This is a genomic window from uncultured Nocardioides sp. (assembly GCF_947488025.1).
In the GTDB taxonomy this organism is placed as follows: Bacteria; Actinomycetota; Actinomycetes; order Propionibacteriales; family Nocardioidaceae; genus Nocardioides.
In genome coordinates, this window is the sequence record NZ_CANKYS010000001.1 from 562,668 (window position 1) to 583,864 (window position 21,197).

Annotated in this window: 20 protein-coding genes and 1 tRNA gene; 14 read left to right on the forward strand and 7 right to left on the reverse strand. The window is 72.8% G+C overall.

All coding sequences use genetic code 11. From position 1 onward, the window contains the following. Positions 1 to 25 precede the first annotated feature (25 nt). The 6 genes from Q1B24_RS02615 to pdxY all read left to right on the forward strand — a co-directional run bounded on the left by Q1B24_RS02615 (position 26) and on the right by pdxY (position 6,485). Positions 26 to 1,279 carry an alpha/beta fold hydrolase gene (locus tag Q1B24_RS02615; RefSeq protein ID WP_299922911.1) on the forward strand — a complete coding sequence of 418 codons (1,254 nt, stop codon included), beginning with the start codon at positions 26 to 28 and terminating at the stop codon, positions 1,277 to 1,279. Then, the gene (locus Q1B24_RS02620; protein WP_299922913.1) at positions 1,276 to 2,625 is read left to right on the forward strand and encodes an MFS transporter; all 1,350 of its coding nucleotides are present in this window, start codon (positions 1,276 to 1,278) and stop codon (positions 2,623 to 2,625) included. The genes Q1B24_RS02615 and Q1B24_RS02620 overlap by 4 nt, the downstream gene beginning before the upstream one ends. Then, positions 2,622 to 4,058, forward strand: coding sequence for an aminotransferase class V-fold PLP-dependent enzyme (locus Q1B24_RS02625; protein WP_299922915.1), 1,437 nt, complete (start codon positions 2,622 to 2,624; stop codon positions 4,056 to 4,058). The genes Q1B24_RS02620 and Q1B24_RS02625 overlap by 4 nt, the downstream gene beginning before the upstream one ends. Further along, positions 4,055 to 4,765: a uracil-DNA glycosylase gene (locus Q1B24_RS02630; RefSeq protein ID WP_299922917.1), complete on the forward strand. Its 711-nt coding sequence runs from the start codon at positions 4,055 to 4,057 to the stop codon at positions 4,763 to 4,765. The genes Q1B24_RS02625 and Q1B24_RS02630 overlap by 4 nt, the downstream gene beginning before the upstream one ends. 73 nt (positions 4,766 to 4,838) lie before the next feature. Further along, positions 4,839 to 5,612, forward strand: a complete 774-nt coding sequence (locus tag Q1B24_RS02635) for a class III extradiol ring-cleavage dioxygenase (protein ID WP_299922919.1) — start codon at positions 4,839 to 4,841, stop codon at positions 5,610 to 5,612. A gap of 9 nt (positions 5,613 to 5,621) precedes the next feature. Further along, positions 5,622 to 6,485, forward strand: coding sequence for a pyridoxal kinase PdxY (gene pdxY, locus Q1B24_RS02640; RefSeq protein ID WP_299922921.1), 864 nt, complete (start codon positions 5,622 to 5,624; stop codon positions 6,483 to 6,485). Between the two features lie 84 nt (positions 6,486 to 6,569). On the opposite strand, the gene Q1B24_RS02645 is transcribed toward pdxY, so the two are convergent. After that, positions 6,570 to 6,644: transfer RNA gene (locus Q1B24_RS02645), tRNA-Thr, on the reverse strand. Positions 6,645 to 6,693: 49 nt separating this feature from the next. Between Q1B24_RS02645 and Q1B24_RS02650 the strand changes: the two genes are divergently transcribed. Continuing rightward, positions 6,694 to 8,538, forward strand: coding sequence for a glycoside hydrolase family 13 protein (locus Q1B24_RS02650; protein WP_299922923.1), 1,845 nt, complete (start codon positions 6,694 to 6,696; stop codon positions 8,536 to 8,538). Between the two features lie 17 nt (positions 8,539 to 8,555). After that, positions 8,556 to 9,764, forward strand: a complete 1,209-nt coding sequence (locus Q1B24_RS02655; protein WP_299922925.1) for a DUF4032 domain-containing protein — start codon at positions 8,556 to 8,558, stop codon at positions 9,762 to 9,764. On the opposite strand, the gene Q1B24_RS02660 is transcribed toward Q1B24_RS02655, so the two are convergent. The 3 genes from Q1B24_RS02660 to cysS all read right to left on the reverse strand — a co-directional run bounded on the left by Q1B24_RS02660 (position 9,748) and on the right by cysS (position 13,773). Then, complete coding sequence (locus tag Q1B24_RS02660; protein WP_299922927.1) at positions 9,748 to 11,283, reverse strand: metallophosphoesterase; 1,536 nt, start codon at positions 11,281 to 11,283, stop codon at positions 9,748 to 9,750. The genes Q1B24_RS02655 and Q1B24_RS02660 overlap by 17 nt on opposite strands. 70 nt (positions 11,284 to 11,353) lie before the next feature. Then, on the reverse strand, positions 11,354 to 12,310 hold the full coding sequence (gene rlmB, locus Q1B24_RS02665) for a 23S rRNA (guanosine(2251)-2'-O)-methyltransferase RlmB (protein ID WP_299922929.1): 957 nt from the start codon (positions 12,308 to 12,310) through the stop codon (positions 11,354 to 11,356). 62 nt (positions 12,311 to 12,372) lie between these two features. Further along, entirely contained in the window at positions 12,373 to 13,773 is a 1,401-nt protein-coding gene (cysS, locus tag Q1B24_RS02670) for a cysteine--tRNA ligase (RefSeq protein ID WP_299922931.1), read from the reverse strand. A gap of 110 nt (positions 13,774 to 13,883) precedes the next feature. Here cysS and Q1B24_RS02675 point away from each other — a divergent pair, with 110 nt between their 5' ends. Next, on the forward strand, positions 13,884 to 15,089 hold the full coding sequence (locus Q1B24_RS02675; protein WP_299922933.1) for a peptidase C39 family protein: 1,206 nt from the start codon (positions 13,884 to 13,886) through the stop codon (positions 15,087 to 15,089). Between the two features lie 14 nt (positions 15,090 to 15,103). On the opposite strand, the gene Q1B24_RS02680 is transcribed toward Q1B24_RS02675, so the two are convergent. Beyond that, positions 15,104 to 16,621, reverse strand: a complete 1,518-nt coding sequence (locus Q1B24_RS02680) for a molybdopterin-dependent oxidoreductase (RefSeq protein WP_299922935.1) — start codon at positions 16,619 to 16,621, stop codon at positions 15,104 to 15,106. Positions 16,622 to 16,658: 37 nt separating this feature from the next. Here Q1B24_RS02680 and ispF point away from each other — a divergent pair, with 37 nt between their 5' ends. Then, a complete protein-coding gene (gene ispF / locus Q1B24_RS02685; protein ID WP_299922938.1) occupies positions 16,659 to 17,144 on the forward strand; it encodes a 2-C-methyl-D-erythritol 2,4-cyclodiphosphate synthase in 486 nt (161 codons plus the stop codon). An 8-nt stretch (positions 17,145 to 17,152) separates the two neighbouring features. Beyond that, positions 17,153 to 17,836: an IspD/TarI family cytidylyltransferase gene (locus Q1B24_RS02690; protein WP_299922940.1), complete on the forward strand. Its 684-nt coding sequence runs from the start codon at positions 17,153 to 17,155 to the stop codon at positions 17,834 to 17,836. Here the strand turns inward: Q1B24_RS02690 and Q1B24_RS02695 are convergent. Next, positions 17,817 to 18,410, reverse strand: a complete 594-nt coding sequence (locus Q1B24_RS02695; protein ID WP_299922942.1) for a 2-C-methyl-D-erythritol 4-phosphate cytidylyltransferase — start codon at positions 18,408 to 18,410, stop codon at positions 17,817 to 17,819. The genes Q1B24_RS02690 and Q1B24_RS02695 overlap by 20 nt on opposite strands. Positions 18,411 to 18,412: 2 nt before the next feature. After that, positions 18,413 to 18,898 (reverse strand): CarD family transcriptional regulator, encoded by a 486-nt coding sequence (locus Q1B24_RS02700; RefSeq protein WP_056602200.1) that lies wholly within the window; start codon positions 18,896 to 18,898, stop codon positions 18,413 to 18,415. Positions 18,899 to 19,088: 190 nt separating this feature from the next. Between Q1B24_RS02700 and Q1B24_RS02705 the strand changes: the two genes are divergently transcribed. From Q1B24_RS02705 to Q1B24_RS02715, 3 genes are read left to right on the forward strand one after another with little or no spacing between them, the layout of a single operon-like run. Then, positions 19,089 to 19,799, forward strand: coding sequence for a UbiA family prenyltransferase (locus Q1B24_RS02705; protein ID WP_299922948.1), 711 nt, complete (start codon positions 19,089 to 19,091; stop codon positions 19,797 to 19,799). A 21-nt stretch (positions 19,800 to 19,820) separates the two neighbouring features. Further along, on the forward strand, positions 19,821 to 20,303 hold the full coding sequence (locus Q1B24_RS02710) for a hypothetical protein (protein WP_299922950.1): 483 nt from the start codon (positions 19,821 to 19,823) through the stop codon (positions 20,301 to 20,303). Then, positions 20,300 to 21,043 (forward strand): phosphoglyceromutase, encoded by a 744-nt coding sequence (locus Q1B24_RS02715; RefSeq protein WP_299922952.1) that lies wholly within the window; start codon positions 20,300 to 20,302, stop codon positions 21,041 to 21,043. Before Q1B24_RS02710 ends, Q1B24_RS02715 begins: the two co-directional genes overlap by 4 nt. Positions 21,044 to 21,197 lie beyond the last annotated feature (154 nt).

The window sequence follows — 21,197 nt, forward strand, 5'->3', positions numbered from 1 at the left end:
GATTTCCGCCACGTAGATTTCATCCATGGACCTCATCCCCAAGCCCGACCAGGTGGTCGCCGCGGCCGGCAACGTCGCGCACACGCTGCTCTACGGCGGGCTGGCCGACCTGCGGCCGATGCCCCGCACGCTCATCGACGACGGCGAGCTGCGCGAGGTCTACCACTACCGCCCCGCCGCCGGCGTCGCCGAGACCGGTGACCCGATCCTGCTCGTCACTCCCCTGGCGGCTCCCGCGCTCTGCTACGACCTGCGCCGCGACTGCTCCCTCGTCGAGCACCTGGTGACGCAGGGGCGTCCGACCTACCTGCTCGAGTACGGCCAGGTCTCCTTCAAGAACCGGGCGCTGGGCATGGAGCACTGGGTCGACGAGGTGCTGCCCGAGGCCATCCGCAGCGTCCACGAGCACGCAGGCGGGCGCGGGGTGCACCTCGTCGGCTGGAGCCTCGGTGGGATCTTCACCCTCCTCGTCGCCGCCGACCGGCAGGACCTGCCGATCGCCTCGATCACGGTGGTCGGGTCGCCGGTCGACGTGACGAAGGTGCCGCTGGTCGCGCCGGTGCGCCCGCTCCTGAACCTGACGCAGGGCACGGGGGTGGTCACGCGCGCCTACCGTGCACTGGGCGGCGTACCGACCCCGCTCGTCAACTGGGCCTTCACGGCCGCCTCGGCCCAGAAGGTGCTCACGAAGCCGATCGCGATCCTGACGCACCTCGACGACACCGACTACCTCGCCCAGATGGAGGCCGTCACCCGCTTCATGTCCAACATGACGGCCTACCCGGGCCGCACCTTCGGGCAGCTCTACCACCGCTTCGTCCGGGGCAACGCCCTCGCGACGGGCCGCATGGAGATCGGCGACCGGACCGTCGACCTCGCCGGGATCTCGGTGCCGACCCTGGTGTTCGCAGGGAACACCGACGGCATCGCGCCGCTCCCGGCCGTACGCGCCGTGGTGCCGCTGCTGACCGGCTCGCCGCAGGTGCGCTTCGAGGTCGTGCCCGGCGGCCACCTCGGGATGCTGACCGGCCGGGCCGCCCGCGGGACGACCTGGACCGCCATCGACGAGTGGGTGGACGAGTGGTCGGGCGACCCGCTGCCGACGAAGCGGACGGCTTCGAAGAAGCCGGCCTCGAAGAAGGGCGCGAAGAAGAAGGGGGCGGCGAAGAAGGGCGCGGCGAAGGCGGCCGCCGCCGCTGAGGCCTCGGCCGGGTCGATCGGGTCGAACCCCTCGCGTCGCTACGGGTCGGCGAGCTCGCGCGCGCTGGGTGGACGGTGAGGACGGCGGTCGACGCCACACGCCTGCCGCTCGGCGTCCGCATCGGCTACGGCAGCGGGTCGGTGGCCACCGGCGCATTCGGCACAGTCCCGGGCCTGATGCTGCTGCCGTACCTCACCGACGAGCTCGGCATCGCCGCGCTGTGGGCCGGCGTCATCGTCTTCCTGCCGAAGGCCTGGGACGTGGTGCTCAACCCGGTCGCCGGGCGGGTCAGCGACCGCACCGTCGACCCCGCCGGCCCCCGGCGGCCGTGGCTGGTGCGGGCCGGGCTGATGCTGGCCGGCGCCTTCGCGCTGATCTTCGCGGCGCCCGACCTCGACAGCCGCTGGCTCGAGGCAGGCTGGGTGCTCGTCTTCTTCGTGCTCGCAGCGTCGGCGTACGCGTTCTTCCAGGTGCCCTACGTCGCGATGCCGGCCGAGATCACCTCGTCGTACGACGAGCGCACGCGGTTGATGACGTGGCGCGTCGCGATCCTCGCGCTCACCATCATGGCGGCCGGAGCGACCGCGCCGCTGATCCGCGACGCGGTGGGCGGGCGCGACGGCTACCGCGTGATGGGCGTCGTGATGTCGGTGGTCATCCTGGTGGGCGTGCTGGGCGCCTGGTGGGGCACCCGGCGTGCGCCGATCGGCGCCGTGGGTGCGGGCGCGGGGTCGTTGGGTGAGCAGCTGCGCGTCGTCTCGCAGGCCCGCGACTTCCGGGTGCTGCTGACCACCTTCGTCCTGCAGGCGCTCGCGACCGGCTGCATGCTGGCCGGCGTCGCCTACGTCGCCGAGGACCTGCTGGGGAGCGCGACTGCTGCCACGATCCTGTTCGTCTGCTTCGTCGGCCCGGCACTGGTGCTGACCCCGCTGTGGGCGCGCTGGGGCGCGCGCGTCGGCAAGAAGCAGGGGTACGTCGCCGCGTCGCTGGTGCTCGCCGCGGGGGCCGCCCTCGCCGTGCTGGCGCGCGGCGGCAACGACGTCTGGACCTTCGTCGCGACCGGACTCGTCGGTGTGGGCTACGCCGGCTGCCAGGTCTTCCCGATGGCCATGCTGCCGGACGTCGCCGCGGTCGACGCCGCCGTGACCGGAGAGAACCGGGCCGGCGTCTACACCGGGGTCTGGACCGCCGGCGAGACGCTCGGCCTGGCCGTGGGTCCGGCGGTCTTCGCCCTGGTGCTCGCGCTGGGCGGCTACCTGTCGAGCGAGGGGCGCGACATCACCCAGCCCGACTCGGCGCTGACGGCGATCGCGCTGGGGTTCTCCGTCGTGCCGGCTGTCCTGATCGTGGCGAGCCTGTGGTGGCTGCGCCAGTACGCCCTCGATCCCGCCGACGTGGCGGCCGTGGAAGGAACCGTCCAGTGACCGACACGATGCAGAGGCTCGCTGCCCTCCAGGCCCGGGACCTGCCGGTGCACGGGGGCCGCACGCTGGCCTACGTCTACGACTCCGGCGACCCCGAGGTGGACCGCGTCGCCCGCGAGGCGGTGGCCGCCTACGCCGCCTCCAACGCGCTCGACCCGACGGCGTTCCCCTCGCTGCTGCAGATGGAGAACGAGCTGGTCGGCTTCGCGTGCGGGCTGCTCGACGCGCCGGCCTCCGCGGTCGGGACGGTGACATCGGGCGGCACGGAGTCGATCCTGCTGGCGGTCCAGGGTGCGCGCGACAGCCGGCCCGACGTCGTACGACCCCGGATGGTGCTGCCGGCGACGGCCCACGCCGCGTTCCACAAGGCGGCGCACTACTTCGGCGTCGAGGCGGTCCTGGTGCCGGTGGGCCCGGACTTCCGGGCCGACGTCGCAGCGATGACCGCGACGATCGACGACGACACCGTGCTGGTCGTCGCCAGCGCGCCGTCGTACGCCCACGGGGTCGTGGACCCGGTGACGGGGATCGCCGCGGCGGCCGCCGCGCGCGGGGTGCGCTGCCACGTCGACGCGTGCATCGGCGGGTGGGTGCTGCCGTACGCCGCCCGGCTGGGGCGGACGGTGCCGCCGTGGACGTTCGCCGTCGACGGCGTCACCTCGATCTCCGTCGACACCCACAAGTACGCCTATGCGCCGAAGGGCACCTCCCTGCTGCTGCACCGTGACGCGGCGCTGCGCAAGCCGCAGTTCTTCGCCTCGGCGGCGTGGCCGGGCTACACGATGCTCAACGCCACGACGCAGTCGACCCGCTCCGGCGGTCCCGTCGCCGGCACCTGGGCCGTCGTCGAGCACGTCGGCGACGCCGGCTACCTCGAGCTCGCCGACCGCGCCCTCACGGCGGTCGACGCGATCGTGGCGAGCATCTCGCGCGAGCCGGCGCTGCGGCTCGTGGTGCCACCCGACTCGACCCTGGTGACGTTGGCGACCGACGCCTCGTGCGACCCGTTCACGCTGACCGACGAGCTGGTGGCGCGCGGGTGGTACGTCCAGGCGCAGCTGTCCTTCGGTGACGACGGCCCGAGCATCCACCTGTCGGTGAGCGCCGGGACGCTGGCGCACGTCGAGGACTTCGCCTCGGCACTGTCGGAGGCTGTGGCGGCGGCGCAGGCGGCCGGCCCGGTCGAGGTGGACGCCGGTGTCGTGGCCTTCATCGAGGCGCTCGACCCGGCGACGCTCGGTGACGACGACTTCGACGGCCTGCTCGCCGCGTCGGGGCTCGTGGCTGCGTCGGACGACGGCGACCTCGAGCTGCCGAGCCGGATGGCGGAGGTCAACGCCATGCTCGACGTCGCGTCACCACGCATGCGCGAGGCGCTGCTCGTCGCCTTCCTCGACCGCCTGCAGCGGCCCGTCCGCAAGGACGCCCGATGAGCGCGCTCGCCGGACTGGTCGACAAGGGGCTGGTGGCCCCCGACTGGACCGAGGCACTGGCCCCCGTCGACGACCGGATCGAGGCGATGGGCCGGTTCCTGCGCGAGGAGGTGGCCGCCGGGCGCAGCTACCAGCCGGCGGGCGACCTCGTGATGCGGGCGTTCCAGCGCCCGCTCGCCGACGTACGCGTCCTGGTCGTGGGGCAGGACCCCTACCCCAACCCCGCACACCCGATCGGGCTGAGCTTCGCCGTCGAGCGGCACGTGTGGCCGCTGCCGCCGAGCCTGGTCAACATCTACGTCGAGCTCCGCGACGACCTCGGCATCGTCCCGCCGCGGCACGGCGACCTGTCGGCGTGGGCCGACCAGGGCGTGATGCTGCTCAACCGCACCCTGACGGTGCGCCCGGGCGACTCCAACAGCCACCAGGGCAAGGGCTGGGAGGCGGTCACCGAGCAGGCGATCACCGCACTCGCCGACCGCGGCGGTCCCTGCGCGGCGATCCTGTGGGGCCGGCACGCCCAGAAGCTCAAGCCGCTGCTCGGCGAGGTGCCGTGCGTCGAGTCGGCGCACCCCTCGCCACTCAGCGCGCGGCGCGGGTTCTTCGGGTCCCGGCCCTTCAGCACCGTCAACCGGTTGCTGGAGGACCAGGGTGCCGGGCCGGTCGACTGGACGCTTCCGGCGTACGACGACGTGCCCGCGCGGTAGTCCATCGTCCTGCCACCTCTTGCCACCGGACCACCGCGGGAATATAGTTGAAGCAACAACTATTGAGGACGTCATGACCACTCCCATGCCCGCCCTGTACATCGGCCACGGTGCCCCGCCGCTGCTCGACGACCCGATCTGGTCCGGCCAGCTGGCGGCCTGGGCGAAGGACCTGCCTCGCCCGAAGGCGATCCTCATCGTGTCGGCGCACTGGGAGTCGGCGCCGGTGAGCCTGTCGGCCAGCGGCGCCCCGCTGGTCTACGACTTCGGCGGGTTCGCGCCGAAGTACTACCGAATGACCTACGAGACGCCAGACGCCACGGCGCTGGCCCAGCGCGTCGCGGCGATGATGCCCAGCGGCGAGCCGGTGCACCAGCACGTCTCGCGCGGCCTCGACCACGGCGCCTGGGTACCGCTGAAGATCATGTACCCCGAGGCCGACATCCCGGTGCTGCAGATGTCGCTCCCGACCGACGACCCGCAGCGCCTGATGAAGCTGGGCGAGCGACTGCGCCCCCTGCGCGAGGAGGGCGTGCTGATCATCGGCTCCGGCTTCCTCACCCACGGCCTGCCCTTCCTCGAGGAGTTCCACATCGAGGCCGCCGCCCCGGGCTGGTCGGTGGACTTCGACCTCTGGGCCGCCGACGCCCTCGCCCGCGGTGACGTCGACACGTTGTCGGCCTACCGGTCCAAGGCGCCCGGCATGCCGTACGCCCACCCGACCGTCGAGCACTACACGCCGCTGTTCGTGACCCTGGGCGCGGCGATGACCGCCGACGAGCCGGGGATCCAGGTCATCGAGGGCTACTGGATGGGGCTCTCGAAGCGCTCGCTGCAGGTGGCCTAAGGTCGGTCCGTGCGCGTCCTCTCGATCCAGTCCCACGTCGCCTACGGCCACGTCGGCAACTCCGCGGCCGTCTTCCCCCTGCAGCGCCTCGGTCACGAGGTGTGGCCGGTGCTGACGGTGAACTTCTCCAACCACACCGGATACGGCGCGTGGCGCGGGCCGCTGATCGCGGCCGCGGACGTCGCCGAGGTGATCACCGGCATCGGCGAGCGGGGCGCCTTCGAGACGTGTGACGCGATCCTGTCGGGCTACCAGGGCTCGCCGGAGATCGCCGACGTCATCGCGGACGCGGTCGCGCAGGTCAAGGCGGCCAATCCCGACGCGACCTACACCTGCGACCCGGTGATGGGCAACGCGACCTCGGGGTGCTTCGTCAACCCGGCGATCCCGCCGAAGTACCGCTCGACGGTGATCCCCGTCGCCGACGTGCTGACGCCCAACCAGTTCGAGCTCGGCTTCATCACCGACCGCGACGCCCTGAGCGGCCCGTCGTCGCTCGAGGACATCCTGGCGGCGGTGGACGAGGTGCGCGCCCTCGGTCCGTCGACCGTGCTGGTCACGTCGGTCGACCGCGAGGGGGCCGACGAAGGCGTCATCGAGATGCTGGCCGTCACCGCCGACGGCGCCTGGCTGGTCACCACCCCCCGCCTGCCGATGAAGGCCAACGGGTCGGGCGACATCACGGCCGCGCTGTTCACCGCCCACCTGCACACGACCGGCTCCCCCGCCGAGGCGCTCGCCCGCACGGCCTCGTCGGTCTTCGCCGTGCTGAAGGAGACGCTCGACTCCGGCGAGCGCGAGCTGCGCCTCGTCGCCGCCCAGGACGCGATCGCCTCCCCCGCGTGCGAGTTCGAGGTCACCCAGGTGCGCTGACCTGCGCAACGTAGGCAGTTGGCAGTGACGACGTACGCCGTCGCGCTCCGCCCGGGCGCAACGGACCCGAACTGCCTGGGTTGGTGGAGCCGCGTGAGAGATTCGAACTCTCGCAACCCAATTTACAAGATTGGTGCTCTACCCCTGAGCTAACGCGGCGTGCGCCCGAGGGCGCGGCGGCCATCCTAGGTGAGGAAGGATGGGGCCCGTGAGCCTCCTCGACGACCCCCACCACGACGGGTCCCCGCTCTACGTCTCCGACGAGGCACCTGAGCTCGGCGCGACCGTGATCGTCCGGGTCCGCACCAGCGCCGACGACCCGGTCGACGCGGTCTGGCTGCGCACGACGTACGACGCCGAGCCGGTCTTCCACCCGATGACCTCCACCACCACCGGCGACGTCGTCTGGTGGGAGGGCGAGCTGCCGGTGCACAACCCGGTGACGCACTACCGCTTCCTCCTCGTCCGGACCCGCGCCGACGGGGAGGGCGAGCAGGAGTGGCTGACCGGCGCCGGGCTGGTGGGCCACGACCTCCCCGACGCCACCGACTTCCGGGTCGCCGCCCACCCGCCCGCGCCCGACTGGGGGCGCGACGGCGTCGTCTACCAGGTCTTCCCCGACCGCTTCGCCCGCTCCGCCGCGGCCGACGAGCGCGAGGTGCCCGACTGGGCGCTGCCGGCCGAGTGGGACGACGAGGTGGTCTTCGAGGGCAGCGACCCGCGCACGCCCATGCAGCTCTACGGCGGTGACCTCGACGGCGTCACCGAGCACCTCGACCACGTCGCCGCGGTCGGCGCCGACATCGTCTACACGACGCCGGTCTTCCCCGGCGAGAGCAACCACCGTTACAACGCCACGACCTTCACGGAGGTCGACCCGCTGCTCGGCGGCAGCGAGGCGTACGCCCGGCTGAGCGCCGCCGTCCACGAGCGGGGCTGGCGGATCCTCGGCGACCTCACCACCAACCACACGGGTGACACCCACGAGTGGTTCCTCTCCGCGGTCGACGACCCCCGCGACCCGCACCGCTCGTTCTACTACTTCGACGACGACGGCACCTACGCCAACTGGATGGGCCACGGCACGCTGCCGAAGATCAACCACGCCAACCTCGACGTCCGCCACGCGATGGTCGACGGCCCCGACTCCGTCGTCGGCCGCTGGCTGCAGGCGCCCTACGACGTCGACGGGTGGCGCATCGACGTGGCCAACATGACCGGCCGCCTCGGCGCCATCGACGTCGCCCACGAGGTCGCCCGCACCGTGCGCGCCACCGCGGCCGCCCTGCACGAGGACCCGTGGGTGATCGGCGAGCACAACCACGACGCCACCGGTGACGTCGACGGCGACGGCTGGCACGGCACGATGAACTACTCCGGCTTCTCCTGGCCGGTCTGGTCGTGGCTGCGCGACCCGGCCTCACCCGCGCGTCCCTTCGGCCGCCCCGTGCCGGTCCCCCGCCGCGGTGGCGTGGCCGTCGTCGACACGTTCCGGGCCTGGCAGGGCGCGCTCGGCTGGCGTGCCACCGCGTCGAGCTGGAACATCCTCGGCTCCCACGACTCGGCCCGCATCCGCACGCTCGTCGGTGGCGACGCCGCCGTCCACCGGGTCGCGGCGGGCCTGCAGTTCACGATGCCGGGCGTGCCGATGATCTTCGCCGGCGACGAGATCGGGCTTGAGGGCGTCAACGGCGAGGACGCCCGCCGCCCGATGCCGTGGCACCGCCGCGAGGAGTGGGACGTGCAGACGCTCACGACGTACGCCGACCTGGCCCGGCTGCGGCGCGAGCACCCGGCGCTGCGCCGGGGCGGGCTCCGCTGGGCGCACGTCGACGCCGACACCATCGCCTACCTGCGCGAGCACCCCACCCAGACCGTGCTGGTCGTCGCCCGCCGCGCGGCCGGAAGCGCCTTCACGCTCACCGGCACGGCGGGCCGCCACCTCTTCGGCTCCGAGCCGGGCGGCGCCGACCTGTCCCCCCGCCCCGACGGCGTCGAGGTCGCGGCGACCTCGGGACCGCGGCTCGACATCTGGGAGCTCGGCACCCGGTGAGCGAGTAGCGTGCGCCCATGGCCATGCGGATCGTTGCCAGCCGGCCGGACCCGGCCATCCTGCGCCTGCCCTGGCACCTGCCGCTGGAGGAGTGGCCCGACGACGTCGTCGTACCACTGCCCCGCGGCCTCTCGCGCCACATCGTGCGCATCGTGCGGCTGGGCAGCAGCGTCTACGCCGTCAAGGAGACCAACGACGACATCGCCTTCCGGGAGTACCGGATGCTGCGCGACCTCCAGCGCATGGGGATGCCGTCGGTCGTGCCGCAGGGCGTCGTCACCGGGCGCGAGAGCCGCGCCGGCGAGGACCTGCCCGCGGCCCTGATCACCCACCACCTCCGGTTCTCGCTGCCCTACCGCAGCCTGTTCAGCCGCGGGATGGACGCCGAGCACGTGCCGACGCTCATCGACGCCATCGTCGTGCTGCTGGTCCGGCTGCACCTCGCCGGCTTCTACTGGGGCGACGTGTCGCTGTCCAACGTGCTCTTCCGGCGCGACGCCGGCGCGCTCGCGGCCTACCTCGTGGACGCCGAGACCGGGGAGCTGCACGAGGCTGTGGGCGACCGGTTGCGGGACTACGACATCACGGTCGGGTGCGAGAACATCTTCGCCGAGCTGATGGACCTCAGCGCGAGCGGCGCGGTGCAGCGCCCCATCGACGGCTTCGCGATCATCGAGCACCTGCGCTCGCGCTACGAGGCGCTGTGGCGCGAGCTGACCGACCTCGAGGAGTTCGGCGCCGACGAGATGTGGCGCATCGAGCGTCGCGTCGAACGGCTCAACGACCTCGGCTTCGACGTCGACGAGCTCGACATCATCACCGACCTCGGCGGCGACACGATCCGCATCCAGCCCAAGGTGGTGGACCTCGGCCACCACACCCGCGAGCTGCGCGACCTCACCGGCATGACCGTCGAGGACAACCAGGCGCGCCGGATCCTCAACGACATCGCGTCCTTCACCGCCCACTACGACCTCGGGCGCGAGGACCGCCACGTCGTGGCCAGTCGCTGGGTGCACCAGATCTTCGAGCCGATCATGGCGATGATCCCGCCCGACGCCACCGGCAAGCTCGAGCCGGCCGAGGTCTTCCACGAGATCCTCGAGCACCGCTGGTACCTGTCCGAGCAGGCCGGCCACGAGGTCGACATCCACGCGACCGCCCGCGACTACATCGACCGCTTCCTCACGGCCAAGCCCGACGAGGCCATCACGGGTCAGGAGTGACCGGGGCAGGAGTGATCGGGGCCCACTCGCCGACCTGCCACGTTCCGTTGGTGCGCAGCCGCACCCACTGCAGCCCGACCGGGCGTCCGTCGGCGTAGGTGATCAGGCTGACCTCGGCGTCGCGCCGCGGCTTGCTGCCCAGCGCGATGGCGTACGCCGCTCCGCCGGTCGTGCCGGTGGTCCATCGGTAGCCGATGGCACCGTCGTCGCCCACGACCGGGTCGGGGCCGTTCTGGACGTGGGTGTGCCCGCCGACCACGAGGTCCACGCATCCCCGGGTGAGCGCCTCGCGACCGAGGTTGGCGTCGTGGACCAGCATCGTGCTCACCCGCTCGCCGTCGTCGGCGGCCTCGCAGGCGGCGTCCGCGAGCCGGTCCTCCACCTCGGCGAAGCTCAGCCCCGACTCGTCGCGCCAATTGCCGAGCCCGCTGCTGCGGGGGTCGTCGACGCCCAGGAGGGTGCCACCCCACGGGGCGTCGACCACCTCCCCGTCGAGCATGGTCCACCCGAGGTCGGCGAGATAGGTGCTGACGAAGTCTCCGTGGTCGTGGTTGCCGGCGACGCCGAAGCGCTCCCAGTCCTCGAACGCCGCCTGCAGCGAGTCGAGGCTGAAGGCCTCCCAGGGCTGGCCGGTCGACGTGTCGTCGCCCGCGTCGAGCACGACGCTCGCGCCGGCGGCCTCGCCGATGGCCCGCGCCACCCGGTCCATGCCGATGTTGTCGTGCCGGTCGCTGACCAGCAGGGCCACGGTCTCGCCCTCCTCGGCGACCCGCAGCCCCAGCTCGGGCAGGTCGGCGGCCTCCTCGGCTGCCGTGGAGTAGAACTCCTTGCTCTTGTCATAGGTGTCCAGGGCGCTCAGCACGAGTCGCTTGCTCTGCGTGGTGACCGGGCCGGTGCGCACCTCGATGGCTTGCGCCTCCTCCGGGAGCGCGACGTCGGGACCGACCAGCTCCTCAAGCGGCTGCCAGCTGCCCTGGGCCTCCTGGGTCTCCTCGTCGCTCTCCCACGGTTGCCACACCAGCAGGGGGAGCACCAGCAGCAGGACGAGCGCGAGGAGGCCCTGCCGCGTCCCGAGCCCCCGGAACAGCTCGCCGCGGCGGTGGCGCCCCAGGAGCAGGAAGACCACGACCGGCAGCAGCCCGACCGCGAGGCCGCGCAGCGCGGCCGACAGGGCCATGTCGAGGACGACGCCCTGCACCTTGTCGATCGGAGCGGTCGGGTCGCCGGCGATCAGTGCGTAGCGCTGGACCAGCTCCTCGATCGAGCCGACCTCGGTCTTGCCGAGCGTCAGCGTCACCCCGAGCGGACCGACGTCGCGGAAGCGGAGGTCGGGCAGCAGCGGCCCGGTCTCCACGACGGCGTCGCGCGCCAGCGTGGGGCGTACGACGGTGTCGTGGCCGACCAGCACGACGGTCCGGCTGCTGTTGAGGAACAGCGACACCGCGACGACCAGCCCCAGCGCCACGCTGCCGGCGAGCAGGACCGCGCCGACGAGGAGCCGCCGTGGGGTGGATGTCACTCGGGGTCCCTGCGGCCTTGTTCGGGGGAGCGAAGCGGCGGAGAAGAAGGCCGTGGGGTACAGCTCATCGTCAGGCGCGCGCCTGCGAGATGGCGTAGAGGGCGACCGAGGCGGCGACGCCGGCGTTGAGCGACTCCAGCTGGCCGGCCATCGGGATCGACACGATCTGGTCGCAGGTCTCGGCGACCAGACGGCCCAGCCCCTTGCCCTCGGACCCGACGACCACGACGAGCGGTCCCTCGGCCAGGCCACCGGGTGCGACCAGCTCGGGGAGCGAGATGTCACCGTCGGCTGCCAGGCCGACGACCATGCAGCCCGCCTCCTGGTAGGCCTTCAGCTGCCGGGTCAGGTTGACCGTCTGGGCGATCGGGAGGCGGGCGGCGGCACCCGCACTGGTCTTCCATGCCGACGCGGTCATGCCGGCTGCGCGGCGCTCCGGGATCAGTACGCCGTGGGCACCGAAGCCCGCCGCGGAGCGGACGACCGCGCCGAGGTTGCGCGGGTCGGTGACCGAGTCGAGGGCGACGACCAGCACCGGCTCCTTGGCCTCGGCCGCCCGGTCGAGCAGGTCGTCGGCGTGGGCGTACTCGTAGGCCGGCAGCCGGGCCGCGAGCCCCTGGTGGACGGCCCCGCCGGTCATCCGGTCCATCTCGTTGCGAGTCACCTCGAGCAGGGTCAGGCCCTGCTCGGCGGCCAGCTTGAACGCCTCGCGCATCCGGCCGTCGCGCTCGGTGCCCTCGGCGACGTAGACCCCCGCGACCGGCACGCCGGCCTGCAGCAGCTCGACGACGGAGTTGCGACCGGCCGCCCACTCGGCGTCCGCGGTCGTACGCCGCTTGGGGCGGGTGGTCTTGTCGCGCTCGGCGCGCTTGGCCGCCTTGTGGGCCTGGTGGTAGGGCCGGTCCTTGGCCTTGGGCGTGGGCCCCCGGCCCTCGAGCCCCCGGCGCACGCGCCCGCCCGAGCCGGCAGTGGGGTTGCCCTTGCCGGTCTTCTTGATCGCGCCCTTGCGCTGCGAATTACCGGCCACGAAGTGCCCCCTCTCGATGATTGAGGAGGGCCCCCAGGGCCCGTCTCGAAATCCCAGCCATGTCACACACTCCACTTCGGGCCGGTCGGGGTGTCCTCCACCTCGACACCGGCCGCCTTGATCTGGTCGCGGATGGCGTCGGCGCGGGTCCAGTCCTTGGCCTCGCGTGCCGCCGTCCTCTCCTCGAGCAGGCCCTTCACCAACGCGTCGACGACCTCGGTCAGCCGGTCGTCGGTCCGCCCGGCCGCCCAGGCGGGGTCGGCGGGGTTGAGCCCGAGGACGTCGAGCATCGCGATCACCTCGCCGAACTTCTGGCCCAGCGCCTCCGACGACCCGTCGGCCAGCAGCCGGTTGCCCTCGCGGACCGAGTCGTGGATGACGGCGACCGCGGCGGGCGTGCCGAGGTCGTCGTCCATCGCCTCACGGAACGCGTCGGGCACCGAGGCGAACCACGTGCCGACGACCGGGGCGGCGCGGTCGAGGAAGTCCTCGATGCGCCGGAACGCCTTGGCCGACTCCTCGAGCGCCTCGAAGCTGAACTCGACGTGCGAGCGGTAGTGGGCCGCGACGATGTAGTAGCGCAGCTCGATGCCGCGCACCCGCTCGAGCACCGACGGGATGAGCATCGAGTTGCCCAGCGACTTGCTCATCTTCTCGCCGGCGGTGGTGATCCAGGCGTTGTGCAGCCAGTACGACGCGAACGGGCGGCCCGCGGCACGCGACTGGGCCTGCTCGTTCTCGTGGTGGGGGAAGCGCAGGTCGACGCCGCCGCCGTGGATGTCGAAGGCCGGGCCGAGGTACTTGCCGGCCATCGCCGAGCACTCGATGTGCCAGCCGGGCCTTCCTCGACCCCACGGCGACGGCCACGATGCCGTCTCCGGCTCGATGCCCAACTTCTGTCCCTTCCACAGGGCGAAGTCGCGGGGGTCGCGCTTGCCGCGCGGGTCGGCGTCGCCGGCGGGCTCCATGTCCTCCACGCGCTGGCGGGTCAGCTCGCCGTAGGCCGACCAGCTGCGCACGTCGAAGTAGACGTCACCGCTGCCGTCCTCGGCGGCGTAGGCGTGACCGCGGGCGATCAGCTGCTCGATCAGCTCGACGATCTCCGGGACGTGGCCGGTCGCACCCGGCTCGTAGGTCGGCGGCAGCACGTTGATCGCGGCCAGGGCGGCGTCGAGCTCGCGCTTCATCGCGGAGGCGAGGGCGTACCAGTGGACGCCCTGCTCGGCGGACTTGGCGAGGATCTTGTCGTCGATGTCGGTGACGTTGCGGATGAAGTCGACCTCGTGGCCGGTGGCGGCGAGCCAGCGGCGGAGCACGTCGAAATTCACCGCGGAGCGCACGTGGCCCACGTGCGGCTCGGACTGCACGGTCAGCCCGCACACGTAGATGCCCGCCCGGCCCGGGGTGAGCGGGACGAAGTCGCGGGTCTCGCGCGTCGCGGTGTCGTGGAGCCTCAGGGTCACCGGGCAAGTCTAGGGCGACGGAGGCGATCCGCCGGCTTCGCGGGGCGCCCCGCCTCCGCGGGAGATGTGACTCCTGAGACGTGTGGGACTTTCCGGGTTATCGTCGACCGGTGCTCCGACGTGTCGCGGTCCTCGCCCTTCCCCTGCTGCTGGCCAGCTCCTTCGCCCCTCCGGCCGGTGCCGTCGACGGCGAGCCCTCGGCGCGCACGCGTGCGACGCCGCAGGTCGAGCTCGCGTCGTGGAGCAGCTACCGCGACCTCAAGGCCGGCCAGCGCAAGGGACTCAAGCTCGGGCGCGGACAGGTCTCCCTCCTGAAGGCCAGGCCCCGCACCGTCGCCGGCAAGTCCTACGAGGCCGGCACCTGGACCTCTCCGTGGGCCTCCCCGGGCTTCGGGGCGACCGCGATCATCCCGTCGTGGGAGGCCACCGTCCCGGGCCGCACCCTCGTGCGCGTCGAGCTGCGGGCGCAGGACGCCAGCGGTCGCACCGGCACGTGGGACACCGTGGCCGACTGGGCGCGCACCAACCGCCCCGTGCCCCGCCGGACCTACTCCGGCCAGGCCGACGACCTCGGCCGGGTCAGCGCCGACACCTGGTTCGCCACCTCCGCCGTGACGGCGTACCAGCTGCGCGTCACCCTCATGCGGCCGAAGGGCTCGAGCAAGGCGGTCAGCCTCGAGCGCGTCGGCGCGGTCGCCTCGGCGGACGCGACCGCGGCGCGGCCGACCTCGCAGCCCGGCCCGGCGGCCGGCACCGTCCTGCCCGTGCCGACGTACTCCCAGATGGTCCACAGCGGCCACTACCCCACCTGGGGCGGCGGCGGCGAGGCGTGGTGCTCACCCACGTCGCTGGCGATGGTGCTCGCCTACCACGGCATCTCCCCGACCCCCACCGGCATCACGGCCGGGCACGCCGACGCCGTCGTGGACCACACCGCCAAGATGGTCTACGACCACGGCTACCGCGGCACCGGCAACTGGGCCTTCAACACCGCCTACGCCGCCACGCTGGTCGGGGGCGACTCCTACGTCACCCGGATGCGCGACCTGCGCGAGGCCGAGGACTTCATCGCCGCCGGGGTGCCGCTGATCGTCTCGATCGCCTTCGGGCGCAACCAGCTCACCGGAGCCCCGATCTCGGCCAGCAACGGCCACGTGCTGGTCGTCGTCGGCTTCGAGTCCGACGGCGACGTCGTGGTCAACGACCCCGCCGGCGCCACCAACGCCGACGTGCGCCGCGTCTACGACCGTGCCCAGTTCGAGCGGATCTGGATCGCCGCCTCCGGCGGGACGGCGTACGTCGTCCGCAACGGCTGACACCGGGGAGCTGCTCAGCCGGCGCTGAACTCCACCGCGTGCCAGCCCGTGGCCCCGTCGGGGTCCGGGGAGCGTACGACGCTGGTCTGGGTCTCGCCGTCCTTGCCGGTCGCCCGGACCCGGACCTCGTGGTCCCCCTCGGGCACGTCGATCGTCACCGACCACTGCACCCACGTGTCCACCGACGGGACGCCGCCGAGCTCGGCGCGGGTCCACGCGCCGCCGTCGACCTGCACCTCGACGGAGTCGATGCCGGTGTGCTGGTGCCAGGCCACGCCGCCGAACGTCACGGCCCCGGCCGGCACCTCGGCACCCCCGCGCGGGACGTCGATGCGCGACGCGACCTTGACCGGCCCCTCCGCCGACCAGCCCCTCGTCGTCCAGTAGCCGGTCGAGCGGGCGAAGGTGCTGACCTCGAGGTCGACGACCCACTTGGTGGCCGACACGTAGCCGTAGAGACCGGGCACGATCGTGCGCACCGGGAAGCCGTGCTCGATGGGCAGCGGATAGCCGTTCATCGCGACGGCGAGCATCGCGTCGCGATCGTCGGTCAGGGCCTCGAGGGGGGTCGCGCAGGTCCAGCCGTCGTGGGAGGTCTGGAGCACGCAGTCGGCCTCGGCGTCGACGCCCAGCCCGGCCAGCAGGTCGGCGAGGCGGATGCCGCTCCAGCGGGCGTTGCCCACGAGTTCGCCGCCGACCTCGTTGCTCACGCAGCTGAGCGTGATCCACGACTCCGTCATCTGGCGCGCGACGAGGTCGGAGTAGCTCAGGGTGAGCTCCCGGTCGACCATCCCGTGGATGCGCAGGGACCACTCGTCCGGCTCGATGGTCGGCTTCGCGATGGTCGTGTCGATCAGGTAGAAGTCGTCGGCCGGCGTCTGCCACGGGGTGATCCCGGCCAGCCCGATCGCGGTGCCGGCCGGTGGCTGGCGCCGGGTCACGCCCGGGATGCGCAGCAGCCGGCGGCTGACCTCGACGTGGCGGCGACCTGCGCCGACCAGCCGGCCGGCGACCGCGATGCCGACGGCGGCCACCGACACCGCCCCGGCGACCATGAGGAACACCCGTCGCTCGCGCGAGGCCAGGTCGGGCCGGCCCCGGCCCCGGTGCAGGGCGTCGGTGAGGGCGGAATGCAGCGTCACCCAGGTGAGCAGCCCGACGGCGACCGGCAGCGCGTCGACCGCACCGGCGCCCCGCTGGCTCAGCACCGCGGCCAGGCCCAGCCCGGCAAGGGGCAACCAGACGAGCAGCGGGCGGTACCACCCGCCGCGTCCCAGCAGGCCGGCCAGGGCGAAGCAGCCCAGCAGCAGGAGCAGGATGACGCCGACGAGGAACGGCTTGTCGTAGTGGCCCAGCACGGAGATGGCCCGTTCGGCCACCGGGCCAGGGGTGAGCCGGATGACCGACTCGGCCACCGCCACGACCGGCGCCTCCCGGATGGTGAGCACCATCGCGGTCGCATAGCTCGTCGCCAGCCCCGCGAGACCGGCCACGACTCCGGCGAGCACCCAGGGAGTACGGCGAACGGTCACGCGACCATTGTGACGGGGCGTCCGGCATGATGCCGACGTGACCTCCCCCTTCCCCGTCCCGCGGATCGGCATCGGCACCGACGTGCACCGGCTCGTCGCAGGCGTGCCCATGCACGTCGCCGGCCTGGCGTGGCCCGACGAGCCGGCCGGCCTCGAGGGCCACTCCGACGCCGACGTGGCCGCCCACGCCGCGTGTGACGCGCTCTTCTCCGCGTCGGGTCTCGGCGACCTGGGCAGCAACTTCGGCACGTCCGCGCCCGAGTGGGCCGGCGCGTCGGGTGCGACGCTGCTCGCGGAGACCGCCCGCCGGGTGCGGGCCGAGGGCTGGGAGATCGGCAACGTCGCCGTGCAGGTGATCGGCAATGTCCCCCGCCTCGGCCCGCGCCGCGACGAGGCCGTCGCCGCCCTGTCTTCTGCACTCGGAGCGCCGGTGAGCCTGTCCGCCACCACCACCGACGGCCTCGGGCTGACCGGCCGCGGTGAGGGCGTGGCGGCGATCGCCACCGCGCTCCTCACCCGCTGAGGCCGCGCGTGTCCACCGCTGTCGTCATCCTCGCCGCCGGCTCCGGCAGCCGGGTCGGGGCAGAGGTCAACAAGGTGCTGCTCCCGCTGCGCGGGGTCCCGGTGCTCGTGTGGTCGGTGCGCGACGCGCTCGCCCTGCCCGACGTACGCCGTCTCGTGCTCGTCGTGCGCCCCGAGGACCGGGCCGCCGTCGAGGCCGCCGTCGCCCCGCACCTCGGTGACCGCGAGGTGCTGGTCGTCGACGGGGGCGCCACCCGGCACGCATCGGAGTGGGCCGCCCTCCGGGTCCTCGCCCCCGCCATCGAGGCGGGCGAGGTCGACGTCGTGGTCGTCCACGACGGGGCCCGGCCGCTCGCCGGGCGTCCGCTGTGGGAGGCCGTGGTCTCCACCGCCCGCGAGGTGGGCGGCGCCATCCCGGTGGTCCCGGTGACCCAGCTCCTGCGCGCGAACCACACGCTCGTCACCGAGCACGTGGGCGGGGTGCAGACCCCGCAGGCCTTCCGTGCCGCCGACGTGCTCGAGGCCTACCGGGCCGCCTCGGCCGAGGGGTTCGAGGGCACCGACACCTCGGCGTGCGTCTCGGCCTACCGCGACGTCGAGGTCGCGGCCGTCGCCGGCAGCCCGCTCAACCTCAAGGTCACCTTCCCCGAGGACGTCGCGCTCGCGGAGGAGCTCAGCCCGACCGGGTCGTGAGCGCGTCGAGGAGGCGTACGTCGTCGGCCGAGGACACCCGCCGCCCCTCGGGGGGTGCGTCCATCGTGTCGACCGCGTGACCTGCCGCGGCCAGGTCGGCGACGGCCCGGGCCAGGTCGGTCGACGGCCGCTGCGGCAGCGTGGCCAGGACGGCGGCGGGAAGCACGAGCGGGGACGCGACGGCGACCAGGGCGTCACGGTCGAGCGTCTCCCCGACCAGCTGCCCCGCGTCGCCGCCGGTCACCACCTTGACGGTGTCGGTGACCGGGCGGGTGCCCACCACGGGGCGGCCCGACGCGCGGGCGTGCTCGAGGCACGCGGCAAGGAAGGCGGGCGGGGTCATCGGGCACAACGCGTCGTGGAGGACCAGGTCCTCCCCCGAATCGACGAGCCCCTCCCAGGAGACCGTCGCGTCGGCGAGGTCGACGCCGGACTCCCCGAGCGCCCAGGCGGCGCAGGCCACCAGCGCCTCGCCGTGGATGAGCGTGTAGGGCAGGGCTCCGCGGCCCTCCTCCAGAACGAGACCGAGGCCCCTGGGAACGTCGTCCCAGGGGCCTCGACCAGCGTCGTCCACGCTCAGGAGGCGAGCACCTCGTCGAGCATGGCCTCGGCCTTGTCCTCGTTGGTCTTCTCGGCGAGCGCGAGCTCGGAGACCAGGATCTGGCGAGCCTTGGCCAGCATCCGCTTCTCGCCGGCGGAGAGGCCACGGTCACGCTCGCGGCGCCACAGGTCGCGCACGACCTCGGACACCTTCATCACGTCACCGGAGTGCAGCTTCTCCAGGTTGGCCTTGTAGCGGCGTGACCAGTTGGTCGGCTCCTCGACGTGGGCCGCACGCAGCACGTCGAACACGCGGTCGAGGCCCTCCTTGTCGACGACGTCGCGGACGCCGACGAGATCGAGGTTGCAGGCCGGGACGCGCACGACCAGGTCCTGCTGTGCGACGATCCTGAGGACGAGGTACTGCCGGTCCTCTCCCTTGATCGTCCGCATCTCGATGTCCTCGATGACCGCGGCCCCGTGATTGGGATAGACGACCGTTTCGCCAACGGTGAAAGTCATATGTTCAGTTCCCCTTCCTAGGTGAACATTCTAACACGGCTCCGGGACACCTCCTGACGCGTTTGCGCAGGTCAGAGGCCCTGTCCGGGCTTGACAGATCGCGTGGTGCTGTGGTGCGCGCCCTCCCTCGGACCGCCGCCGGACCGCCGTCCGCCCGCCGCCGGACCACTGCTGGTCCATACTGCGCCCCATGCCTCGGGCCCTCGTGACGACTCCGTCGCTGCTCCTCGTCCGGGCAGCGCACCCACGCCAGGCCCTGGCCACCGCGGCCGTCCTGGGTGCCGCCGCGGCCGTCGCCGGGCGCCCGCTGCGCGAGGTCGGCCTGGTCGCCACCACGGTGCTCGTCGGGCAGTCGCTGCTGGGCTGGTCGGACGACCTCGTCGACCGGGAGCGCGACGCGCGGCGGAGCCCCGGCAAGCCGCTCGCCGGAGGTCGTCTCGACCCGGGGACGGTCTGGTTCGCCCTCACCTGCGCAGTGCTGCTCGTCGTGCCCCTCGCGGTGGCCAACGGACGCCGGGCCGGGGCGACGTACCTCGCCCTCCTCGTCGTGTCCGCGGTCGGCGACCGGTTGCTCCGTGCGCGGGCGCTGTCGTTCGTGCCCTGGATGGTGAGCTTCGCGCTCTACCCCGCGTTCCTGGCGTACGGCGGCTGGGGCGGGGTCGGCGCCCCGACACCGCCGACGCCCGTGCTGGTCGCCCTCGCGGCGGCCCTCGGACTGGGCGTCCACGTGCTGCTCGCGCTGCCGGGCCTCGTGCACGACCACGAGGAGGGTGAGAAGTCCTTCCCGATGCTCGTGGCGCTGCGCACCGGCACGCCGCGCCTCCTCCTGCTCGCAGGCGTGTGGACGGGGCTCGTCGTCGCCGCGATCCTGATCGCAGGGCGGACCGTCGGGCTGACCTGAGCCGACGCTAGGCTGTCCGCCATGCGACTCCGATCACTCGCGACCGCCGCCGCGGTCATCGCGCTCGCCGCACCGCTGACCTCCTGCGGGTTCGACTACGCCACCGAGCGCGACTACACCCCCGCCGGCGGCGCCAACAACCGCGAGGGCGTCGTCGACCTCCTCTCCGCCGTGGTCGTCTCCGGCGCCGAGGGGTCCGGGACCTTCGTGGCCTCGCTGTCCAACAACGACGGCTCCGAGGAGCAGTCGCTCACCGGGATCTCCGGCGTCCCCGGGAGCGATGGTGCGACCATCGAGGCCGCCGAGTTCGAGCCCATCACCGTGCCGGCCGACGGCCTGGTCAACCTGGCCGACCCCCCCGCCGGCATCGTCCTGACCGGCGAGTTCACCGCCGGCGACTTCGTCCCCCTCGCCATCGACTTCGGCAACGGGGAGCGCATCTCGCTCAACGTCCCCGTCGTCGCGAACGACACCGGCTACTGGGAAGGCATGGACGCCTCATGACACACACGCTCGTCCTGCTCCGCCACGGCGAGAGCGAGTGGAACGCCAAGAACCTCTTCACCGGGTGGGTCGACGTCGACCTCACGGAGAAGGGCCGCGCGGAGGCGGTCCGAGGGGGCGAGCTCCTCGTCGAGGCGGGCCTGCTCCCCGACGTCGTGCACACCTCGCTGCAGCGCCGCGCCATCACCACCGCGCACCTGTCGCTCGACGCCGCCGACCGCCACTGGATCCCGGTGAAGCGCTCCTGGCGCCTCAACGAGCGTCACTACGGCGCGCTCCAGGGCAAGGACAAGAAGCAGACGCTCGACCAGTACGGCGAGGAGCAGTTCATGCTCTGGCGCCGCTCCTTCGACACCCCGCCGCCGCCGCTCGACGACTCCTCGGAGTTCTCCCAGGCCTCCGACCCGCGCTACGCCGACCTCGGTGACGAGCTGCCGCGCACCGAGTGCCTCAAGGACGTCATCGCCCGGTTCCTGCCGTACTGGGACGCCGAGATCGTGCCGGACCTCCAGGCCGGCAAGACCGTACTGGTGGCCGCCCACGGCAACAGCCTGCGCGCGCTGGTCAAGCACCTCGACGGCATCAGCGACGAGGACATCGCGGGGCTCAACATCCCCACCGGCATGCCGCTGGTCTACCGCCTCGACGAGGACATGCGTCCCACCGTCGCCGGCGGCGAGTACCTCGACCCCGAGGCCGCCGCGGCCGCAGCCGCGGCCGTCGCCAACCAGGGTCGCTGACCAGTCCGGGGCGAGGAACGAGCCCCGGGACGTGGGGTCAGCGAGATTGAGCAAGCCCCGCGGCTGAGGAACGAAGCCGCGACGGGCGCGTCGAAACCGGCCACGTTCCGTATCGCGGTGAATGACGCAGCTCTTCGGCGTCCGGAACCTGCGC